The sequence below is a fragment of the Ulvibacter sp. 2305UL32-6 genome (genome assembly GCF_058148545.1).
On the sequence record NZ_JBYVKA010000002.1, the window covers coordinates 778,086 to 800,174 of the forward strand.

General features: G+C 38.9%; 20 protein-coding genes. 15 read left to right on the plus strand and 5 right to left on the minus strand.

Going from position 1 to position 22,089, the window contains the following annotated elements:
• Nucleotide 1 precedes the first annotated feature (1 nt).
• From ACY2RU_RS09450 to ACY2RU_RS09490, 9 genes are all read left to right on the plus strand, one after another.
• Nucleotides 2–1,273: an adenylosuccinate synthase gene (locus tag ACY2RU_RS09450; RefSeq protein ID WP_490138196.1), complete on the plus strand. Its 1,272-nt coding sequence runs from the start codon at nt 2–4 to the stop codon at nt 1,271–1,273.
• 52 nt (nt 1,274–1,325) lie between these two features.
• Nucleotides 1,326–3,059, plus strand: a complete 1,734-nt coding sequence (locus ACY2RU_RS09455; RefSeq protein WP_490138197.1) for an OstA-like protein — start codon at nt 1,326–1,328, stop codon at nt 3,057–3,059.
• Nucleotides 3,060–3,134: 75 nt separating this feature from the next.
• Nucleotides 3,135–4,319, plus strand: coding sequence for an aspartate aminotransferase family protein (locus ACY2RU_RS09460; RefSeq protein WP_490138198.1), 1,185 nt, complete (start codon nt 3,135–3,137; stop codon nt 4,317–4,319).
• A 143-nt stretch (nt 4,320–4,462) separates the two neighbouring features.
• Nucleotides 4,463–5,863 carry a tetratricopeptide repeat protein gene (locus tag ACY2RU_RS09465; protein ID WP_490138199.1) on the plus strand — a complete coding sequence of 467 codons (1,401 nt, stop codon included), beginning with the start codon at nt 4,463–4,465 and terminating at the stop codon, nt 5,861–5,863.
• A gap of 33 nt (nt 5,864–5,896) precedes the next feature.
• Complete coding sequence (locus tag ACY2RU_RS09470) at nt 5,897–6,868, plus strand: DUF368 domain-containing protein (RefSeq protein ID WP_490138200.1); 972 nt, start codon at nt 5,897–5,899, stop codon at nt 6,866–6,868.
• On the plus strand, nt 6,868–7,890 hold the full coding sequence (locus tag ACY2RU_RS09475) for a DUF368 domain-containing protein (protein WP_490138201.1): 1,023 nt from the start codon (nt 6,868–6,870) through the stop codon (nt 7,888–7,890). The genes ACY2RU_RS09470 and ACY2RU_RS09475 overlap by 1 nt, the downstream gene beginning before the upstream one ends.
• Entirely contained in the window at nt 7,883–8,614 is a 732-nt protein-coding gene (locus ACY2RU_RS09480) for a shikimate dehydrogenase family protein (RefSeq protein WP_490138202.1), read from the plus strand. Before ACY2RU_RS09475 ends, ACY2RU_RS09480 begins: the two co-directional genes overlap by 8 nt.
• 121 nt (nt 8,615–8,735) lie before the next feature.
• Nucleotides 8,736–10,898: a DUF349 domain-containing protein gene (locus tag ACY2RU_RS09485; protein ID WP_490138203.1), complete on the plus strand. Its 2,163-nt coding sequence runs from the start codon at nt 8,736–8,738 to the stop codon at nt 10,896–10,898.
• A 6-nt stretch (nt 10,899–10,904) separates the two neighbouring features.
• Nucleotides 10,905–11,531, plus strand: coding sequence for a class I SAM-dependent methyltransferase (locus ACY2RU_RS09490; RefSeq protein ID WP_490138204.1), 627 nt, complete (start codon nt 10,905–10,907; stop codon nt 11,529–11,531).
• 69 nt (nt 11,532–11,600) lie between these two features.
• Here the strand turns inward: ACY2RU_RS09490 and mazG are convergent, their stop codons facing one another.
• Entirely contained in the window at nt 11,601–12,374 is a 774-nt protein-coding gene (gene mazG, locus ACY2RU_RS09495) for a nucleoside triphosphate pyrophosphohydrolase (RefSeq protein ID WP_490138205.1), read from the minus strand.
• 139 nt (nt 12,375–12,513) lie between these two features.
• Between mazG and ACY2RU_RS09500 the strand changes: the two genes are divergently transcribed.
• Nucleotides 12,514–13,512 carry a T9SS type A sorting domain-containing protein gene (locus ACY2RU_RS09500; protein ID WP_490138206.1) on the plus strand — a complete coding sequence of 333 codons (999 nt, stop codon included), beginning with the start codon at nt 12,514–12,516 and terminating at the stop codon, nt 13,510–13,512.
• Between the two features lie 196 nt (nt 13,513–13,708).
• Here the strand turns inward: ACY2RU_RS09500 and ACY2RU_RS09505 are convergent, their stop codons facing one another.
• The 3 genes from ACY2RU_RS09505 to ruvX form a co-directional block, all read right to left on the minus strand.
• Nucleotides 13,709–14,257: a DUF5606 family protein gene (locus ACY2RU_RS09505; protein WP_490138207.1), complete on the minus strand. Its 549-nt coding sequence runs from the start codon at nt 14,255–14,257 to the stop codon at nt 13,709–13,711.
• 60 nt (nt 14,258–14,317) lie between these two features.
• Nucleotides 14,318–14,908, minus strand: a complete 591-nt coding sequence (gene def, locus ACY2RU_RS09510; RefSeq protein ID WP_490138208.1) for a peptide deformylase — start codon at nt 14,906–14,908, stop codon at nt 14,318–14,320.
• A 67-nt stretch (nt 14,909–14,975) separates the two neighbouring features.
• Nucleotides 14,976–15,386: a Holliday junction resolvase RuvX gene (gene ruvX / locus ACY2RU_RS09515; protein WP_490138209.1), complete on the minus strand. Its 411-nt coding sequence runs from the start codon at nt 15,384–15,386 to the stop codon at nt 14,976–14,978.
• Between the two features lie 110 nt (nt 15,387–15,496).
• On the opposite strand from ruvX, the gene ACY2RU_RS09520 reads away from it, so the two are divergent.
• Genes ACY2RU_RS09520 through ACY2RU_RS09530 form a run of 3 tightly spaced genes read left to right on the plus strand, consistent with a single transcriptional unit; the run spans nt 15,497 to nt 19,256 of the window.
• Nucleotides 15,497–16,312 (plus strand): 2,3,4,5-tetrahydropyridine-2,6-dicarboxylate N-succinyltransferase, encoded by an 816-nt coding sequence (locus tag ACY2RU_RS09520; protein ID WP_490138210.1) that lies wholly within the window; start codon nt 15,497–15,499, stop codon nt 16,310–16,312.
• 53 nt (nt 16,313–16,365) lie between these two features.
• Nucleotides 16,366–17,391: a glycosyltransferase family 9 protein gene (locus ACY2RU_RS09525; protein WP_490138211.1), complete on the plus strand. Its 1,026-nt coding sequence runs from the start codon at nt 16,366–16,368 to the stop codon at nt 17,389–17,391.
• Complete coding sequence (locus tag ACY2RU_RS09530; protein WP_490138212.1) at nt 17,391–19,256, plus strand: glycosyltransferase; 1,866 nt, start codon at nt 17,391–17,393, stop codon at nt 19,254–19,256. Before ACY2RU_RS09525 ends, ACY2RU_RS09530 begins: the two co-directional genes overlap by 1 nt.
• Before the next feature lie 2 nt (nt 19,257–19,258).
• On the opposite strand, the gene ACY2RU_RS09535 is transcribed toward ACY2RU_RS09530, so the two are convergent.
• Nucleotides 19,259–20,014 carry a lipopolysaccharide kinase InaA family protein gene (locus ACY2RU_RS09535; RefSeq protein WP_490138213.1) on the minus strand — a complete coding sequence of 252 codons (756 nt, stop codon included), beginning with the start codon at nt 20,012–20,014 and terminating at the stop codon, nt 19,259–19,261.
• A gap of 100 nt (nt 20,015–20,114) precedes the next feature.
• Here ACY2RU_RS09535 and ACY2RU_RS09540 point away from each other — a divergent pair, with 100 nt between their 5' ends.
• Nucleotides 20,115–21,182 (plus strand): glycosyltransferase family 4 protein, encoded by a 1,068-nt coding sequence (locus ACY2RU_RS09540; RefSeq protein WP_490138214.1) that lies wholly within the window; start codon nt 20,115–20,117, stop codon nt 21,180–21,182.
• Between the two features lies 1 nt (nt 21,183).
• Nucleotides 21,184–22,089: a polysaccharide pyruvyl transferase family protein gene (locus ACY2RU_RS09545; protein WP_490138215.1), complete on the plus strand. Its 906-nt coding sequence runs from the start codon at nt 21,184–21,186 to the stop codon at nt 22,087–22,089.

The following is a 22,089-nucleotide window of genomic DNA, read 5'->3' on the forward strand; positions in this document are numbered from 1 at the left end:
TATGGCAGTAGATTTACTACTTGGATTACAATGGGGCGACGAAGGCAAAGGAAAAATCGTTGACGTACTCACAAAAAACTATGATATCATTGCTCGTTTTCAGGGCGGTCCTAATGCAGGGCACACCTTAGAATTTGACGGAATCAAGCATGTACTTCGCACCATTCCTTCCGGAATTTTTCACAAAAAATCTGTAAATGTCATCGGAAACGGCGTTGTTATCGACCCTGTGGTATTTGTAAAAGAATTAGACGGGTTAGATCAATTTGACATCGATTATAAGTCGAAGTTGATCATTTCCCGAAAAGCACACCTCATTTTACCAACGCACCGTTTACTCGATGCAGCTTCCGAAGCATCCAAAGGAAAAGCTAAAATTGGTTCAACACTTAAAGGAATTGGTCCAACATACATGGACAAAACTGGTCGGAACGGTATTCGTGTTGGCGATCTTGAATTAAGCGACTGGAAAACAAAATACCGTGCACTTGCTAATAAGCACGAAGCGATGATCGCTTTCTACAACGTAGATGTACAGTATGATCTGGCCGACATGGAAAAGGAATTCTTTTCGGCGGTTAAACGATTAAAAGAACTCACATTTATCGATAGTGAAGAATACTTAAATCAAGCGATAAAGAACGGCAAAACTATTCTTGCTGAAGGTGCGCAAGGCTCGTTGCTCGATATCGATTTTGGAACCTATCCCTTTGTAACTTCCTCAAACACCACAGCTGCTGGCGCTTGTACCGGACTCGGAATTGCTCCAAACAAGGTAAAAGAGGTCTACGGAATTTTTAAAGCATACACCACCCGTGTTGGCTCAGGCCCCTTCCCTACCGAACTTTTCGACGAAGTAGGTGCCGAAATGGCAAAAGTAGGTCGTGAATTTGGTGCCGTGACAGGCCGCCCAAGACGTTGCGGATGGCTCGATTTAGTAGCACTGCGCTACACTTGTGAAGTGAATGGTGTAACCCAACTTATGATGATGAAGGGCGATGTGCTTTCTGGTTTTGAAAAGCTAAAAGTATGTACAGCCTACAAATACAAAGGCGAAACTATAAAACATTTTCCCTACAATATCGAACCTGAAAATGTAACACCTGTCTACTCCGAATTTGATTGCTGGAAACAGGATCTTACAAAGATGACAGACGCGAATCAATTTCCAAAGGAACTCAACGCTTATATCGATTTCCTTGAAAAAGAACTGGAAATTCCTATCAAAGTAGTTTCTGTTGGACCAGACCGTACGCAGACCATACATCGCTAGTACACGATTTGTCTTTCGATAACGTTATATTTGCACGCAAAACACGGCTTAATTGAAGGCAACGAAAACCTATATCAAATTTTTCTTTCTTTTTTTTCTCTTCGGAAGTATTTCCGTAGCACAAGAGAAACAGAAAGTCGATATCAAATCAGGTTACCTCGAAATTAAAGAGGAATTGCCAGATGCTGTCATTTACACCAAAGACAATACCGGGCAAGTATACATTGTACACGAAGGTGTCGAAATGTGGTGCGACCAAGCTTATGTTTATCTTAAAGATAATTTTGTAAAAGCCTACGGAAACGTTCGTATTTCACAGGCCGATACGGTAACGATGAGCAGCAAGTATGCTGAATACAACGGCAATACTCAATTTGCTTTTGCGAGTGGCGATGTGTTTATGAAAAACCCACAAACCACACTTAGAACAGACACACTCTATTTTGACCGTATCAAACAACAAGCCTTTTATCGCAGTGGCGGAACAGTTGTGGATACCGCTAGTACATTAACAAGCCGTATTGGTCGGTACTTCGCCGAAAGCAAAAAATATCAGTTCCTCTCAAACGTAAAGATCGTTAACCCAAAATACACCGTAAACAGCGAGCAGCTCGATTTCTATTCTGAATCTGGAGGTGCCTATCTCTACGGAAAATCAACCATTGTAAGCGAAACGAGCACAGTTTACTGCGAACGTGGCTATTACGACACACGACAAGACAATGGCTATTTCGTTAAAAATTCACGTGTTGACTATAACAACCGTATTCTTTATGGTGACAGTATTTACTTTGACCGCAATCGAAGTTTCGCTTCAGCAACCAACAACATCAGAGTACTTGACACGGTAAATAAAAGTATTATTCGCGGGCATTATGCCGAGGTTTTTCGTGAGAAAGATTCTGTTTTTATAACCAAACGTGCAGTTGCAGTTACGGTTCGCGACAATGATTCTATCTATATTCACGCAGATACGCTGCAAGTAACGGGGAAACCCGAAAATAGAATTATCAAAGGATTTTATAGAGCGCGCATGTTTAAGCAAGGTCTTCCAGGTGAAGATCCAACAAGTGGCATGTGCGATAGTATTTATGTCAATCAGAAAAAGGGAATCACCAAATTGTTACGAAATCCGGTGCTTTGGAGCGGTCTGAGTCAGATGACGGGCGATACCATTCATATTCTTTCAAATACCAAAACCGAAAAACTAGACACTCTAAAAGTGTTTAACAACGCGTTTTTATCACAAAAAGATCCAGATGGTTATAACCAAGTAAGTGGAGAAAAACTGATCGGTTTGTTTACCTATAACGAATTAGATACGGTAAATATTAACAAAAATGCCGAGGTTATTTTCTTCTCCCGCGATGAAGAAGAAAAATTAGTGGGTATAAATAATACGGTTTCCAGCTCCATTCAAATGTATTTGGAAGCACAGGAAATACAAGGTATTCGGTTTATTAAAAAAGGAAAGGGAAAATTATATCCGCCCTCTAAATTCCCCGATAACGTTCGAGAACTCCCAGGCTTTAATTGGCGTGGTTATGATCGTTTGCTTCGGAAGGAAGATCTTTTTAGAGGAAAACCCGCACCGATACTTCCGAAGATAACAGGAATACCACTACCCGAAGATGAAGGCCAATTTTTTGACGATGTACCGGAAGATGAATTAGACCTTCCAGAAGCCTCAAAACTGAAACCGAAAGATCTTCAAAATAAAGCCGACGACCCTAAACCTAGAACGCAAACAGATCCAGAAGGTGATGGAGATGATGGTGAACAGTGATCGGTGAGCTTTGCGCTTTTAGCTTTTAGCTTTGCGCTTTTAACTTTTAGCTTTTAACTACTCCGTTTTATTTAAATGAAAGAAGATTTCTTTACATATCAAACACAAACAACACCACATCCATTAGCGATGGAGGTGTCGCATGCCATTGGAAGCTATATTTATGATACTTCGGGAAACAAGCATTTAGATTTTGTCGCTGGTGTTTCGGCTTGTAGCTTAGGTCACAGCCATCCCCGAGTTGTAGAAGCCGTTAAAGGGCAATTAGACAAGTATATGCATGTTATGGTTTACGGTGAATATATTCAATCACCGGCAGTTGAACTCACAAAATTATTAGCTGAGAATCTGCCAAAGCCACTGGAAACCACCTATTTGGTAAATAGCGGCGCCGAGGCCATCGATGGCAGTATAAAGTTAGCACGTCGTGTGACAGGCAGAACTGAAATACGTTATGCGCATCACGCCTACCACGGAAATACCTACGGTGCGCTAAGCGTCATGGGCTACGAAGAGCGCAAAAAACCTTTTGCCCCACTTATTCCCGATTGTCATCCTATTACATTTAACAATATAGAAGATCTGCAAAAGATCACGACTAAAACTGCAGCAGTTATTTTAGAAACCATTCAAGGAGGAGCTGGTTTTATCATGCCTGAAAATGATTATTTAAAACGTGTTCGAGAACGTTGTAATGAGGTTGGAGCACTGTTGATCTTAGATGAAATTCAACCCGGTTTTGGACGTACGGGAAGACTCTTTGGTTTTGAGCATTTTGACATTATCCCCGATATTTTAGTGATGGGCAAAGGCATGGGTGGCGGACTCCCAATTGGCGCTTTTACAGCTTCTCAGGCACATATGGCATTGTTAAAAGAGAACCCGAAGTTAGGTCATATTACAACATTTGGCGGTAATCCGGTAATTGCTTCGGCAGCGCTAGCCACCTTACAGGAAATTACAGAAACCCGTTTGATCGCTCAAACGCTAGAGAAGGAAGCCTTGTTCCGAAGTTTACTAATACATGAGCAAATCGTTGAAATTAGAGGCAAAGGGCTGATGCTCGCACTGATCATGGAGACTGCCGAAATAGCTTCCGAAGTCATTCTACAATGTAAAGAACGCAGACTCATACTCTTCTGGCTGCTCTTTGAATCACGCGCCATACGCATTACGCCGCCGCTGAACATTTCGGAAGGAGAAATTAGGGCTGGATGTGACATACTGACGGATGTGCTCAATAATCTACACCGAAAGTAGCGACCTCCTAAACAGCTGTAATACAATATTATACACCTCAAAACCACTGTTAATAACCGTGTTAACAAGAATAACGGCATATTTATTGAATTGCCCTATACAATGTTACCTTTAAATTAGAAGAAAACAGTTAAACCCTGCGTATGCAATTGAGCCCTAACGAGCATAACAATTTTTCACTTACCCGTTTTGAATCGATGTTGAAAACCAACAACGTTCTTTTCTTTGATGCCGACGAATTTGAAGAGATCATTCATCATTATTTGGAGAATGGGAAGATCGCTTTGGCTAAAAAGGCAACTAAAATGGGGCTTGAACAACATCCTTCATCAATAAGCCTAAAGCTTTTTCAGGTTGAGATGTATATTTTTGAAAATGAACTGGACGTTGCAGATGACCTTCTTGAAAGACTACATCAATTAGAGCAATCTAACGAAGAAATTTATATTCAAAAGGCGAATATTCTATCGCGAAGAGATCGTCATAAAGACGCTATTGACCTTTTACAACAAGCTTTAGCTATTACTTCCGACGAAAGCGATGTGCTCTCTTTAATTGGAATGGAGTATCTTTTTCTGGAAGATTTTGAAAATGCCAAACTGTATTTTATGAAATGCGTTGAGGCAGATGAAGAAGACTATTCGGCGCTTTACAATATTATTTACTGTTTTGAATATCTAGACCAAGAGGTGGCGGCAATTGAATATTTAAACGATTTCTTAAATAAGAATCCGTATTGCGAAGTTGCCTGGCACCAGGTTGGAAAGTTGTACAGCGATGCAAAAGAATACGATAAAGCAGTGGCAGCATTTGATTTTGCGATCATTAGTGACGACCGTTTTATTGGCGCCTATCTTGAAAAAGGACGTGTACTTGAAAAGCTCAAAAAATTTAATGAAGCCATAGAAAGTTATACCATTACATTAGGCATTGATGACCCAACCTCTTTTGCGCTTCTTCGTATCGGGAAATGTCATGAGAAGCTAGGAAATGAAGAAATGGCGCTTCAATTTTTTACCAAATGTGTTGAAGAAGACAGTCTTTTAGACAAAGGCTGGATCGCTATAACCGATTATTACATGCGGAAGCGGAACTTCCAAAAAGCACTGTATTATATTGATAAAGCCATCAATATTGATAGCGAAAATGTACTTTATTGGAAACGCTATGCAAAGATCAATAAGCGTTTATCTCTTTATGAGGAAGCTGAACACGGTTTTAGAAGAACGCTTGAACTTGGCAATTACGAGTTAGAAACGTGGTTAATGCGCTGTGATATTCTGATTAAATTAGGTGAAAACCAAGCCGCCGTAAAAAATTTATTTCAAGCGATAGAATTCTATCCAGAAAATGCCGAGATCGAATATCGATTAGCAGGTTTATTTTATAATCTTTCGGAAACAAGAAAGGCTGAGTTTCATTTAAAAAATGGTTTGAATTTAGACCCTGAGTTTATAATTATTCTGGAAGAGCTTTTTCCGAAGATCTGGGTAAAAAAAGCGGTTTCTCAAATAATCAGTAATCATAAAAACCCGTCGCATTAATTTGTGTATTTTTGAGGTAAATTCTTTTCTTTTATGGCCTCAAGAAGTTTTCTACAATACCTAACAATAACCGCTAAAGGTCTTGCAATGGGGGCTGCCGATGTTGTTCCAGGCGTTTCTGGAGGAACCATTGCTTTTATCTCTGGGATCTACGAAGAGTTAATCGAAACTATACATAATCTAGACTTTGGAATTTTAAAACGCTGGAAACAGGACGGACTAAAAACCGCTTGGAAAGCCTATAATCTGTCATTTTTAGTAGCACTTTTCACTGGTGTGTTTATCAGCATACTATCTCTGGCCAAAGCCATCACATGGCTCTTAGAGAACCACCCCATCATGGTTTGGTCGTTTTTCTTCGGATTGGTAATAGCAAGCATTCTATATGTTGGTAAACAGATCACTCAATGGAATACAAAGATTATTATTGCATTGATCATTGCCATTGGAATTGCTTACGCCATCACTTTAGCCAAACCGCTAGGATCAACAGATAGTACCTGGTTTCTATTCCTCGCTGGTTTTATTGCTATTATCGCTATGATACTTCCTGGTATTTCAGGCTCATTTATTTTATTACTTCTAGGAGCCTATACAGGTGTAATTGGAACACTCACTCAGTTTGGAAAGGGAATCACCTCCCTTAACTGGGAATTGTTCTGGAGCGCTTTTACGCGGCTATTTGTTTTCGCAATGGGTGCTATTGTTGGGCTCAAATTATTTTCCCGAATTTTAAACTGGATGTTTAAAAACCATAAAAACCTTGTCCTGGCTGTGTTGACGGGCTTTATGATAGGAGCGCTAAACAAAATATGGCCGTGGAAGGAAGTTCTTGAATACCGCATTAGTCATAGTGGCATTAAAGTGCCCTTTCTCGAAAAAAGCATACTACCCACCCATTTTGATGGAGATCCTAAAATTGTTTTAGCATTAGTTTTTATGCTTGTTGGTTTTTTAAGCATCTATCTATTAGAACGTATCGCAAACCATAAAAAACCGAGTTAATGCAAGTAAAACGGTCTTTTGGCGATAAAATATGGCTGATTCTAAAAGGACTGGGGATGGGCGCGGCAAACAAAGTACCAGGCGTATCTGGTGGCGTTGTTGCCTTTGTGGCGGGATTTTATGAAGAATTTATTTACTCGCTACAAAAGATCAATCGCAAGGCTTTTGGCCTGCTTATCAATCGTCGTTTTAAAAGTTTCTATCGGTATATAAACGGCCAATTTCTATCGTTGCTTATTCTGGGAATGATCATCAGTTATTTTAGTGTATCTAAAATTTTAGACTTTTTGATCATCCATTATGAATTATATGTTTGGAGTGCTTTCTTCGGAATGATCGTAGGCTCGATCTATTATATCGCTAAAGATTTTGGAGATTGGAACAGAAAATACATTGCCTATTTGCTCTGCGGAATTATTGCCGGAGTAGCGATTAGTTTTTTAGAACCCGCTAAAGAGAACGATAACCTGCTTTTTGTTTTCTTTTGTGGAATCATAGGGGTGTCGGGTATGACTTTACCCGGACTTTCGGGCTCGTTTATTTTAATTCTCTTCGGAAATTACGTGTTGCTTTTGGTAGATTCTGTGAATGCGCTCTTTGATACGTTCACCGATATTTTTAGTTGGGACTTTTCCTTTGTAAATGATCCCGAACGAATACAGTTGCTTAAAGTACTGAGTGTTTTCTCATTAGGATCACTTGTTGGATTAATTTCGCTGTCACATTTATTGGCATACGTATTAAAACGATACAAAAAGGCAACCTATGCGGTCATTATTGGTTTTATTGCGGGATCCCTAGGCGTTGTTTGGCCTTGGAAAGAAAAAGTATATGCAATCGATATTGCCGGAAACATCAAGATCGACGGGAACGGACGAGAGATCATCACCGATTATAACAGATATCTACCATCGGAATTTTCTGTCGAAACCATGTTAGCCATTTTGTTTATGTTTGTTGGTATAATCATCGTACTCAGTCTTGACTGGTACCAAAAATTACGATCTCCCCAACATGGCTAAATATGGACTTATAGGTAACAACATAAGTTATTCCTTTTCAAAAACGTTTTTTACCATAAAATTCGAACGTGAAAATAGGTCAGATTCTTATCATAATTTTGATATAGAATGCATCGAAAAATTAGAGGAAATTTTGAAGAAGCATCAAGACCTAAGAGGTCTAAATGTAACCATTCCATATAAAGAATCTGTACTTCCAATGCTCGATTTTGTAAACAAAGAGGCAAAGGCTATCGGCGCAGTAAACACCATTAAAATAAAAAACAACGGACGCCTATATGGATATAATACAGATCACTACGGATTTGCAAAGGCACTTACTCCTTTCCTTCCGTTGGAACAAAATACAGCTTTGATCTTAGGAACGGGCGGTTCTTCAAAAGCGGTTGCGTTTGTTTTAGAAACGTTGGGTTTTTCAGTGTCTTATGTTTCTCGCACCAAAAAAGATAACGCCTATACTTACAAAGAGCTCAACAGAGAGATCATCCAAAAACACGCCCTTATTGTTAATTGTACCCCATTGGGAACATTTCCAGATATTTATGATTGTCCAAATATCCCGTATGAATTTATAGGAAAAGATCATGTTTTGTTTGATCTCATCTACAATCCGAAACAAACCGAATTTCTAAAAAGAGGCTTTTTACAAGGCGCAAAAATTAGTAACGGAATCAAAATGTTAGAATTTCAGGCAAAAAAAGCCTGGAAGATCTGGAAATCGTAGTTTCTTTTATTTCCAAAAAATTCGTTCAGCCATTGCTGTTTGCACAGTTGTTAGTATCTTGACACATGTTACAGAATTTCTCTATAGCAATGACCTATAACGAACCTAAACATTGAAAGATATGTCTGACGAGAACAAGAAAGAAGAGCACGAAACACCTGAAACAAATCCAAATCCCCCTGTTTCAGAAGGAACTGAAAAGCAAGTTGACACTCCTAAAAATGTCGACGAAGCGAAAGCCGATTCAGACGAAAACAAAACCGAAGTCGCTGTCAACCAAGAAAGTGAGGCCGAAAAAGCTGCGCCCGTTCAAGTTTCAGAAGAAAAAATAGACACGACAAAAACCATCGACGAAGCGAAAGCCGATTCAGATGATAACAAAACCGAAGTCGCTGTCACCCAAGAAAGTGAGACCGCAAAAGCTGCGCCTGCTCAGGTTTCAGAAGAAAATAAAACCGAGAAAGTTGCCGATACTGTCGCCACTAAAACTGACGATGACGAAGAAGCAACCGACGATGATGAAGAGGAAGTAGCCTCATCTGATGAGGAGGAAACCGAAGAAGAGGAAGAGGTAAAAGATTATCACGCACTTACAAAAAAGCAATTGATCGCCGAGTTAGCGTCACTGCTAAAAAGTAAACCTATTCAAGAAATTAAAAATGACGTTGAAGAGATCAAATCTGAATTCAACGCTAAATTTGCGGAAGAGGTTGCAGCTAAAAAGGAAGAATTTCTGGCTCAAGGAGGAAATATCATTGACTTCCACCACTCTACTCCTTTAAAAAAGGAGTTTAGTTCGCTTTATTTTGATTACAAAGAAAAACGCAACACACATTATAGAAATCTAAAAAAAGATCTTCAATCTAATCTAGAAAAACGACTAGAACTTATTGAAGAACTTAAAGGCTTGCTGAATGCTGAAGAAAGCATCAATGCAACCTACAATCATTTTAAAGACATACAGTCGCGTTGGTTTGAGGCGGGCGCGATCCCAAGAGATAAATACAACACTGTTTGGAATACCTACCATCACCACGTTGAGAATTTTTACGACTTCTTACATCTTAACAGAGAGTTTAGGGATCTAGATTTTAAACACAGTTTAGAGCAAAAACTCAAATTGATCTCGCGTGCTGAAGAGCTTGCAACAGAAGAAAACAGCAATCGTGCATTTCGAGAATTGCAAATGCTTCACAAAATGTGGAAAGAAGAAATTGGGCCTGTTGCAAAAGAGTTTAGAGACGAGGTTTGGGACAAGTTTAGCGCCGCAACTAAAGTCGTTCACGATAAGCGCCAAGCGTTTTTAGAGGAAGAAGAAAAGCATTACGAGACTAATTATGAGACTAAAATGAGTCTTATTGCTCAGATCAACGAGATCGTTTCGCAAACCAAATCGGCACATCAGTCCTGGCAAAACGCCATTAAAAAGGTACAAGAAGTTCGTGATCTGTATTTCGCAACGGGGAAAGTTCCACGTAACAAAAACAAAGAAACTTGGAACGCTTTTAAAGAAGCAACACGTAATTTCAATCATAATAAAAACGCCTTTTATAAAAATCAGAAGAAAGAACAATTCACTAATCTTGAAAAGAAGCGGGAACTTATTGCCACTGCGGAAGCGAATAAAGACAGTGACGATTTTGAGGCTACAACGCCATTGATGAAGAAGATCCAAGGTGATTGGAAAAAAATTGGCCACGTACCCCGAAAAGACAGTGATAAGATCTGGAAGCAATTTAAAGCAGCCTGTAATCATTATTTTGATCGCTTGCACGCCGAAAAGAATGAAGCCAACAAAGAAGAGGTTGCTAATTTTGAGGCGAAGTCTGAATTCCTAGAAGCCTTTAAAACGATGGAACTTTCTGGTGATCATGTGGAAGATCTTAAAACAATCAAAGGCAAGATCTCTGAATGGAAACAACTAGGACGGGTTCCGTATAATAAAAAGAATATTGACCAGAAGTTCAATAAAGAGTTAGATGCTGTCTTCGGAAAACTAGACCTTGGAAAAAAAGAAAAAGAGCTCATCATGTTTGAAAACAAGATAAGTACCATGGTTTCGCAAGAAGATGATCGTAAGCTACAAAACGAGCGCTTCTTTATTTCTAAGAAAATTGATGAAACAAAAGCTGAAATTAACCAGTTGGAAAACAACCTTGGTTTCTTTCAACATGTTCCAGACGACAATCCTATGGTAAAAGAAGTTCATAATAACATTAACAGACACAAGGAACAATTGGAAGTTTGGAAGGCAAAGTTGCAAAAGATCAAATCGCTTGCATAGCAAACAATGGTTTGTCCGTTATGTAAAAATATCAACCCGAAACGTCAGCAAGAAATTGCTGGCGTTTTGTTTTTAACATGCTCGCAATGTGGATCACTTTTTAAGCATTCCACCCATTGGCCTACTTTAGAAGTAGAAAAAGCCCGCTACGAAACTCATAACAACGATGTAACAGACCAAGGCTATCAAAATTTTGTGATGCCTATTGTCAAGGCAGTGAAAAAAGATTTTAAAACTACAGCAAACGGACTCGATTTTGGCGCAGGCACAGGTCCTGTTATAACCAAATTACTCGCAAATGACGGATACCAACTTAAACTTTATGATCCCTTTTTCTATCCAGATACTGCGGTGCTCAACAAAACATACGACTTTATTATTTGTTGTGAGGTGATAGAGCATTTTCACCATCCAAGCCTTGAATTTCAGCGCCTTTACGATCTTTTAAATGAAGACGGAAAATTGTATTGTATGACCGAATTAGTTCCAGAAACACCTCTAAATAATTGGCATTATCAACGAGACCTAACGCACGTTATTTTTTATTCCGAAGAAAATCTGATATGGATTCAGCAACACTTTGGTTTTAAAAAACTGACCATTGATGGGCGGTTGACTATTTTTGAGAAATAGAGGGAATTTGGTTTCTGGGATCTGGTAAAGTTTCTTAAATACCAACAATCCAACCATCAAAGATACTAGCTACAGCTTTTTTGCCTCATTCCAATACACATCCATCTCTGCTAGGGTCATATCGCGGAGTGCCTTTCCTCCTGCTCTTGCCTTTTCTTCTAAATACTGAAAACGTTTGATAAACTTTTTGTTGGTGCGTTCTAAGGCATTTTCGGGATCAATTTTTAGAAAACGCGCGTAGTTGATCATTGAGAACAATACATCGCCAAATTCGGCTTCCATTTTTTCTTGATTTTCCGCTTCCACTTCGTGTTGCAATTCGCCTAGCTCTTCTTGAAGTTTTTCAAAGACCTGTTCTGGTTTTTCCCAGTCAAAACCGACGCCAGCAACTTTATCCTGAATCCGGTTTGCTTTTACCAAAGCAGGTAACGATTTAGGAACACCTTCTAAAACGCTGTTCTTTCCTTCTTTGAGTTTTAGCTTTTCCCAGTTTTGTTTTACTTCTTCTTCGTTGGCAACTTTTACATCACCATAAATATGTGGATGACGAGAAATCAACTTTTCACAGATCTGGTTGGCAACATCGGCAATATCGAAATCCTTTGTTTCACTACCGATCTTGGCATAAAATACGATGTGAAGTAGTAAATCACCCAACTCACCTTTCACTTCGTTTAGGTCTTTTTCAAGGATGGCATCGCCTAGCTCGTAGGTTTCTTCAATGGTGAGATGACGTAGCGTTTCCATGGTTTGTTTTTTATCCCATGGGCATTGCTCCCGCAGTTCATCCATGATGGTTAGCAATCGGTCAAATGCTTGGAGTTGTTCTTTTCTAGAATTCATAACTACAAAACTAGTAGAATTGGGTTTCGGTTAGAGAAAGAGTTATTAATTTATGTAAACAATATATAATTCTCTATCTTTAAACGAAAGCCTTATGCCATTTAATAATATTAATACGCCCCCTCCTAAACTTAACGCTATGAAACTTATAATAAAAACATGTGTTTTATGTCTTGGGTTTTGTTTCTCGAATGTATTATTAGCCCAATACACGGCAATCCCCGACCCTCAATTTGAGGTCAAATTAATTGATCAAGGTATTGATACCGAAGGTACATTAGATGGTCAGGTTTTAACCGATGATATTGATCATATAATTTTACTTGATTTAGACAATTTAGCAGGACCAACCATAACCGACTTAACAGGAATTGAAGACTTTATTGCTTTAGAGATATTAATGTTTCCAGAGCATCTTGTGGAAAATATTGATCTTAGTAATAATATTAATCTGAAAGTCTTAAATTGCAAGTTTAACAATCTAATTAGTTTAGATCTTACGAACAACCTTTTATTGGAAGAGTTAGACGCGACGAATTGTTTTCCTGGCACTTGCAATCAAGAAAATTTGTTTACTAGCTTGGACCTAAGCAACAACCCCAATCTCAATTTTATTTTCATTAACTATTCTAACACTTTAACCGAATTAGATCTAAGCAACAACCCTTTGCTAGATCGAGTGGGTGTATCTGGAAATAGTATTCTAACTAGTTTGAACGTCAAAAATGGTAATAATACTTTTCTAGAGAGCTTGAAAGTGCTTGACTATGAAAATGGAATCCTTAACTGTATTGAGGTCGACGACCCTGTCGCGGCAACTAATGCCAGCACACCTCCTTATGATATGTGGGAGGTTGATCCCGGTATTATTTTTAGTAAAGACTGCACCTTGAGTGTCCAAGATGTACTTGAAGCAAGTATAGATATGTTTCCTAATCCTGTTAAAGACATGCTGTATGTTTCTTCTACACGCTACCCCATTATAAACATTACAATATATAATGTGCTTGGCAAGAAGGTTATATCTGTATCGGATAATTTTCAGCAGATCATTATGAGTCAACTACCTTCTGGTTTATACAGTATCCATATCGCTATGGAGGAAGGAGTTGTGGTTCAGAAACTATTGAAAGAATAGTATTAACAATGTGATGCTAGAAGCACGCATGCTCTTCCGCCGCTTTAGCGACAGCGGGAAGCATAAAGTTGGTAGTTAAACGTCAGACTTTAAAACAAAAAACCCACCGTTTTTTTTAAACGGCAGGCTTCTTTATATCTTTTATCTCTAGAAACAACGAACCATTGTTCACTGCTCACTTTTCACCTCTCACTAATTACTTCTTCCGCGCAGCCGTATTCTTGCTAGCGCCGCCTTTGGCAGATGATGAGGCTTTAGGTGCCGCTTTTTTAGCAGGTGCAGCCTTGGCTCCGGTTACTTTCGCAGCTTCAATTGCTTTGCTCACAGAAGCATCTTCACCTTTAGCATCTTCTTCAGGCTCAGAGAAGTCGGTAATCCCACTCTTATGAAGCAAATTATACCATTGCATTACCTTTTTTATATCACTTGGATACACACGATCTTCATCATAGTCTGGTAATACTTCAAAGAAATATTCTTCCAATTCGATCTTCGGTGCTTTATGACTGATCGCCTCGCCACCGTTTTCTTTTGCCGCAATTTTTTCAAACACTGCACGCAACGGCACTTCTTCCGTCAAGGTATAAATAGCGATCTCACTCAACAAACTTACGTTGTTACGAGCACTCACACTAATACGTTTGCCATCCCCTAAAGATTCAGCAAGAAAGCCTGTTCTTGTTTGGGTTTTCAATTGATAAAGGCCAGGTTTCCCTGAAATAGATAAAATTTTCTCTAAACTCATAAACTAAATTTCTTTTTGGGTCTGCAAATATGTTTTCTTTATTTAATATATGCAACCGTCTTAACGTTTCTTTTTGGCATTTGGATAGCGCATACGATATGCCACATCAATATTTCCTTTAGATATATTTGCCAATTTACCTTTAAGCAAACGCTTTTTTAGCGGCGATAGTTTATCGGTAAACAAAATTCCTTCAATATGGTCGTATTCATGTTGTATGATACGAGCTACAATGCCATCAAAGGTTTCGGTGTGTTTTTTAAAGTTTTCATCATAATATTCCATCGTAATGGTTGGTTTTCTGAAAACGTCCTCATTCACAGCTGGTATACTCAAACAACCTTCATTAAAAACCCACTCGTCTCCTTCTTCCTCCAAAATTTTAGCATTGATAAAAACACGTTTAAAATCGGATAATATTTTTTGCTCTTCTTCGGAATACTCTTCGTCGTCTTCAAAAGGTGTTGCATCTACCAAAAACAAACGAATTGGCAATCCTATCTGTGGCGCAGCCAAACCGATGCCTCTTGCACCGTACATGGTTTCAAACATATTTTCAATGATGCTATCCAATTTCGGATAGTCTTTTGTGATCTCAGCACCTACTTTCCGAAGAACCGGATCGCCATATGCTACTATTGGTAAAATCATACTACTTTATTCAATTTTTAATGAATCAATGATTCAAGGTTTTAATGTATCGCCCATACTCGATGAACTACTGATTGTACAGGTATTCCTGCAAAATAATGGTAGCGCTAATTTCGTCGAGCAAGGCTTTATTTCTGCGCTGCTTTTGTTTTAGTCCGCTATCAATCATCGTCTGAAACGCCATCTTACTGGTATAACGTTCATCGACACGAGAAATAGGCATCGTTGGAAACAATTTTTCAAATTGCTCAATAAATTTCAGAATATGAACCTCAACATCACTGGCGTTGCCATCCTTTTGCTTTGGTTCCCCAATAAGCACACGTTCTACAGACTCGTCTGTAAGATACTTCTTAAGAAACTCTAGCAACTCTTTTGTAGCCACTGTAGTTAATCCCGAAGCGATCAATTGAAGCTCGTCGGTTGCCGCAATTCCCGTGCGTTTTGTTCCGTAATCTAATGCTATAATGCGTCCCATTTCAACTGCAAAAATACGGCATTCGTGAATAGTATACTAAATAGTGGCACTTTTTCCTTTTGGAGCGTATCTTTGTGATGTATTCTGAAAAATTAAAATCGCACTACAACATGATCCAATTACAAGAAATCATTGAAAAAGCATGGGACGATCGCTCCCTTTTGACCGACACAACCACAATCGCAGCGATTCGCGAAGTCGTTGATCTTTGTGACAAAGGCGAATTGCGCTGTGCGCAGCCAACGTCAAATGGATGGCAAGTGAATGAATGGGTCAAAAAAGCAGTGGTTTTGTATTTTCCTATTCAGAAAATGGAAACCTTTGAAGTGGGAATTTTTGAGTATCACGATAAAATTCCGCTAAAAAGAAACTACAAAGCACGTGGTATTCGCGTTGTACCGAACGCCGTTGCACGACATGGAGCTTATATTTCAAAAGGGGTAATTATGATGCCAAGTTATGTGAATATTGGAGCCTATGTTGATGAAGGCACCATGGTAGACACATGGGCAACTGTTGGTAGTTGTGCGCAAATTGGAAAAAATGTTCACCTTAGTGGTGGCGTAGGTATTGGTGGTGTTTTAGAACCGTTACAGGCCGCTCCCGTAATTATTGAAGACAATGCATTTATTGGCTCACGTTGTATCGTGGTCGAAGGTGTTCGCGTTGAAACAGAAGCCGTTTTAGGTGCCAATGTAGTGCTTACAGCTTCTACAAAGATAATCGATGTAACAGGCGATACGCCTATAGAGCGCAAAGGAATTGTTCCTGCACGATCGGTTGTAATTCCAGGTAGTTACACCAAATCGTTTCCTGCAGGCGACTATCAGGTACCTTGTGCGCTAATTATTGGTACCCGTAAAGAAAGCACCAATAAAAAGACATCGCTTAACGATGCCTTACGCGAATATGATGTGGCCGTTTAATAAGGGTTTAACGCAACAGTAGTCTGAAAAAAATTCTCATCATACAGCAAAAGATGATCGGCGATGTGCTCACGAGCAGCGTCTTATTTGAGGTACTCAAAAACCATTTTCCGAAGGACGAATTGCACTATCTTATCAATTCGCACACACAAGCTGTAGTGCAAGGCAATCGTAATATTGACAAATTAGTTTTGTTTACTCCCGAAATGGAACAAAACAAATTGCGGTTTTTTTCTTTTCTGAAGGAAATTAAAAAAGCAAAATACGATGTGGTCATTGATGTCTACGGAAAATTAAGCAGCAAACTAATTTCCAAAGCAAGCGGTGCCAAGATACGTATCGCTTATAAAAAACAAGCGAATGGCCTCTTTTATACACACCAAATAAAACGCCTTAAAACACCTAAGCACCATGCAAGTCTCGCCATAGAAAACAGACTGAGATTATTGGAGCCTTTAGGTATTTCTTTTGAGCCCACAGCGCCAAAGATCACGCTTACAAATGCGGAAACAGATCAAGCGAAAGCCATTCTTACAACCGCTGGAATTTCTTCGGAAGAAAAACTTTATATGATCAGCGTACTTGGCAGCGATCCTTCAAAGACCTATCCGTTTGAATATATGGCGCAGCTTTTAGATGAAATGATCAAGCTACAGCCAAAAGCCCAGGTGTTGTTTAATTACATTCCGAAGCAAGAAAAAGAAGCCAAAGCGATCTATGATGCTACTTCGGAAGTCACTCAAAAACAGATCTATTTTGAGGTCTTCGGAAATAGTCTTCGTGAGTTTTTAGCACTGACCAAACATTGCGATGCTATGTTCGGAAACGAAGGCGGCGCCGTTAATATGGCGAAAGCACTCAACATTCCTACCTTTATTATTTTCTCGCCACACCTAAACAAAGGAAATTGGTTTGGGGAAACAGAAAATACAAAGCATGTGGCTGTCCATTTGGATGAATTTATACAACACACCAAAGAGGATCGATTATTAGCTAAAAAAGATCCAAGATCGTACTATTTAAAATTTAAACCTACCTTTATCGCGCCGTTACTGACAGACTTTTTACGCGCCTTGTAATGCAATACCGTTTCCTTATTTACATATCATATAGTTACTCCATCCCCATTGGGAATCCGCTGGAGGAAGAAATACGTTCGCGCGGCTATGATGTGATGTGGTTTGCCGATGAGGATGAGGGTATGGATAAGCTGGCTTCGAAAGAGAATGTATTTCACACCATTAAAGAAGTTGTTGATTATAAGCCACACATTGTGCTGACGGCAACCAATATGGTCCCCGATTTTATCTCCGGGCTCAAAGTTCAGGTCTTTCACGGGTTTTTAGCTCAGAAAAGACCTTCAAAACGTCATATCTTTAGTGAATTTCGAATTAGAGGTTTCTTTGATCTCTATTGCACCCAAGGGCCAAGCACCACTTCTATATTTAAAGAGTTGGAGAAAAAACACGGTCATTTTAAAGTAATTGAAACGGGCTGGAGCAAGGTAGATCCACTCTTTCCGTTGGCAGAGAGACAACCACATACGATTCCAACGATCATGATCGCCTCCACGTTTACCGAGCGATTGAGTTTAGCATATAATGAAGAGGTCTATCAAGAAATCAAGCGCCTTTCAGAAACAAATTTGTTTCAATTTAAAATGGTGCTTCACCCAAAAATTCCAAGGCACATCATAGATAAATGGAAGCGACTAGAAAACGAACATTTTCATTTTTACGACACTACAGATCTCATTCCTCTTTTTAGAGAATCAGACCTGCTTTTTGCAGATACTACGTCGGCAATTCAGGAATTTTTGCTTCAAAAGAAGCCTGTGGTCGCTTTTAATCACACATTTCCTCATAATTATTTAATTCACGTTTCCGAAGCAAGCAAAATAGAAGCCGCTTTTAATCAAGGACTTACACCCAGTAAAACGCTTCTTAAAAATATTGAACGATTTATTTTAGAACTTCATCCCTATTTTGATGGTAAATCGAGCCAACGTATTATAGATTCTTGCATCTACTACGTACACGCAGATAAAAGTGAGTTAAAATTAAAGCCAATTAATTTGATACGTAAGTTTAAAATAAGAAATCGTTTGGGGCATATGATATTAGAAACCGACCGTCAGCCGTTTACCCTCAAACCCGTAAAGGACGAGGATATCTACCAAGCGAAACGTGCCAAAATTACGGCGATCATACCTACAGGGAATGAAATTCACAATATTGAAGAAGTAATTGCTTCGGTATCCTTCGCCGATGAAATTTTAATTGTAGACAGCTATAGTACAGACGGCACCTACGAGAAAGCTACCAAATTGGCCGATAAGGTCATTCGAAGGGAGTATCAATATTCAGCTTCACAAAAAAATTGGGCGATTCCACAGGCAAAACACGATTGGATCATCCTCGTTGATGCAGACGAACGTGTAACACCAGCCCTTCGGAAAGAGATCATTGGCATTCTTGAAAACCCACCAAAAGACGACACCGTTGCCTACTGGATTGGCAGAAATAACCACTTTATGGGGGAACCTGTAAAACACAGTGGTTGGAAGAACGACAAGGTTATTCGCCTTTTCAAAAGAGATGCCGTTCGTTATCAAGACAAGCATGTGCACGCCGAGATCATCGCCGATGGTAGCATTAGCCGACTCACAAATAAATTATATCACGATACGTATATCACGCTCGATAAATATCTTGAAAAGATGAATCGATATGCGTGGTGGCAAGCCAAAGACTACGATAAAAAAACAGGTAAATTAACACCGTATCACTTCTTTATTAAGCCGTTCTGGGGATTCTTTAAGCATTATGTAATTCAAGGAGGTTTCCGTGATGGCGTTGTAGGCCTTACCATTGGCTACATTCAGGGATATACAGTTTTTATGCGTTATGCCAAATTATGGTTACTTCGCCGTAATCGCAGTTAAGCTTATTTCTTAAGATACTTTTCTTTTAGATGCTTCTTTCGGTAGAATTTCTTCTGAAATTGCTGTGTTTTACCCCACATTAAGTTATAAATTTCGTCATAACTCCACGACGTATGTTTGGCATACTCATCGCTCATGATCGCCACCATATCTTCTCTGGAAGTTAATCGCGTAAAGTTAATGATGCGCTCTTCAAAACTGAGTTCTTTAAAATCCATCCGATTAAGATCAACCAAATAAAAGTGATATTCAGTCCCAATTTTTTTGATCAAGGTGTTTCCTGGCGAATGATCTTTAAACAGAATTCCGTTTTCGTGTAATTTTAGCGTAAAAACCGTAAATTCTCTAAGAATTCGTTCCCGTTCAGGATATTCCGGCTGCCTAATTAACTCTCTATAGGTAAGATCTGCGTCAATAAATTCACTTATATAAAAACTCTTTCCTAAACTCAGAGCCATCTTTTCTTCTAAAAAAGCGATGGGTGCCGGCGTACCTATACCGTGCTCCAGCAAATAAGTTGCATTATTAAACGAGCGTTCGGCTTTCGATTTTCGGAAAAACCGATACACCACTTTATTAAGAATATTTGGAATTTTAAATGCCTTAACGTTAATAACCAAACCATTAACATCAAAATTTTTAATGACATTTCTATCTCCCTTGCCCACTTTTTCTCCTGTGTGATGAAAGCTTTCCAATACAGCAAGGATCTCTTTTTTCTTCGGAAGATATTGAGGTGAAAAATGGACGTTCATCATAGATTTTTAATCTTGAGACAAAAGTACTATTTTAATTCTTCTGAAGATCAAACCATAAGGCACTTCTAAAATTATGGTATCTTTGAGCAAGCTTTTTGGTATGCAAAACGTCTTTCTAGAATCTCATAATATTAAGAACCTAAATTTTGGGTTCGGACAGTTCAATTACCACCTAATAAAGGCGCTTTCAAGGATAGAAACTCCAGATTATAAGATCACCCTGCACGGAAAGGATACGGCATGGCTACGAAAGGAATACGGCGATGCATTTGACTATAAAAAAAGTTATTCGCTACGACGTTATCCGTTGTTTCGTATTCGAAAAAAATACGATCTGTGGCATTCACTCAATCAAAACATTAAAATTGAACCTTTTAGCGACATCCCGTATTTATTGACTGTTCACAACATCACCCACATTAAAGATCCACAGAACTACCTCCATGAGAAAGTACATCAGCGTTTTCAACAAAAATTAAAACGAAGCACAGCGATCGCGTATATTTCGGAATACGCAAAAAGCTCAACACATCAATTTTTTGAGGTGCCGAAGGTGCCGGAATACGTGATCTACAACGGAAACCCGATGACTGATATCTCAATTCCACAAGGTTTTCAACCACCGTTTAAACCAACAAAACCGTATTTGTTTTCTATCGGTCAGATCACAGGAAGAAAAAACTTTATTTCGGTTGTGCGTATGATGGTTCACCTAAAAGATCATCAATTGGTTATTGCTGGAAAAAACAGTACAAGTACTGCGGAAGAAATTCTTTCCGAAGCAAAAAAATTAAACGTTCACGATCGCGTTTTCTTGATCGGAAATGTTAGTGGCGATGCCAAAAAATATTATTTCCAACATTGTGATGCCTTTGTTTTTCCTTCGTTACGGGAAGGCTTCGGACTCCCAGTAATTGAAGCTATGCGCTTCGGAAAACCCGTTTTTACTTCAAACAATACATCACTTCCCGAAGTAGGCGGCGATTTAGCCTATTATTGGGACCTATTTGACCCAAAATACATGGCCGATGTTTTTGAAAATGGAATGCATCATTTTTCAAAAGATGCAGAAATGCTCCAAAAGAAAATGATTACCCGAGCACAAAGCTTTAGTTGGAACAATGCCGCGAAAGCCTATGACGAAGTGTATAAATCTATATTAAAATAACATGGTATTTAAAAAACTTGCGGGTTCCTTACAACGAAAAAAGACACGACGCGAAACCGTGAAGGCGATCTTATCCAGTGAGCAACATAATAATGATGTAGTTAACATTCATCGTTTAGACACCAAAAATATTGGTGATTTTTACTGCGCTCCGCACCATTATTTTGATATTCTACATGGTAAAAAGCTCGATATTTTTGATAATAAGAGTCAGGATAAAGAAGTGACCAAAAATTTTACGGAGACCATTAGTAACAATGCGCTGATCATTGGTGGCGGCGGACTCCTAAACCGCAACGGTTTTAAGCTACAAATGAAGCTTTTTGAAACACTTGCAAAAACCACTTCTAAAAAAACTGTCCTGTGGGGCGTTGGTCACAACGAAAAATCACCAAAAACCTACGGAAAAGTAACAAAATACAATGTGGATGTTACCAAATTTGGACTCGCAGGAACACGAGATATTTCTATGCCAGGCGAATATGTACCTTGTGTAAGCTGCTTACATCCAATCTTTGACGAAACCTTTAATGAAACTGAAGAAATTGGCATCATATTTCATAAAGACACCGTTAAAAAAGCACAGATCACAAAACAATTTGATGGAATACCAAGCACTTCAAACACAACGAATCTCGAAGAACTTATTTCTTTTATTGGTAGTTGTAATATTGTTTTAACAGATAGCTATCACGCTATGTATTGGAGCATGTTATTGGGGAAACGTGTTGCGGTGATCCCAAACTCATCAAAGTTTTACGATTTTAAAGAAAAACCCGTTTTTACGAACTTTGACGACGCCTTAAAAGACGCAAAAAAAACAAACCCATATTCTGGCGTTTTAGAAGAATGTCGTGAGTTAAATCACGCCTTCTACGAAAAAACGGCAAATTATCTAAACTTTTAA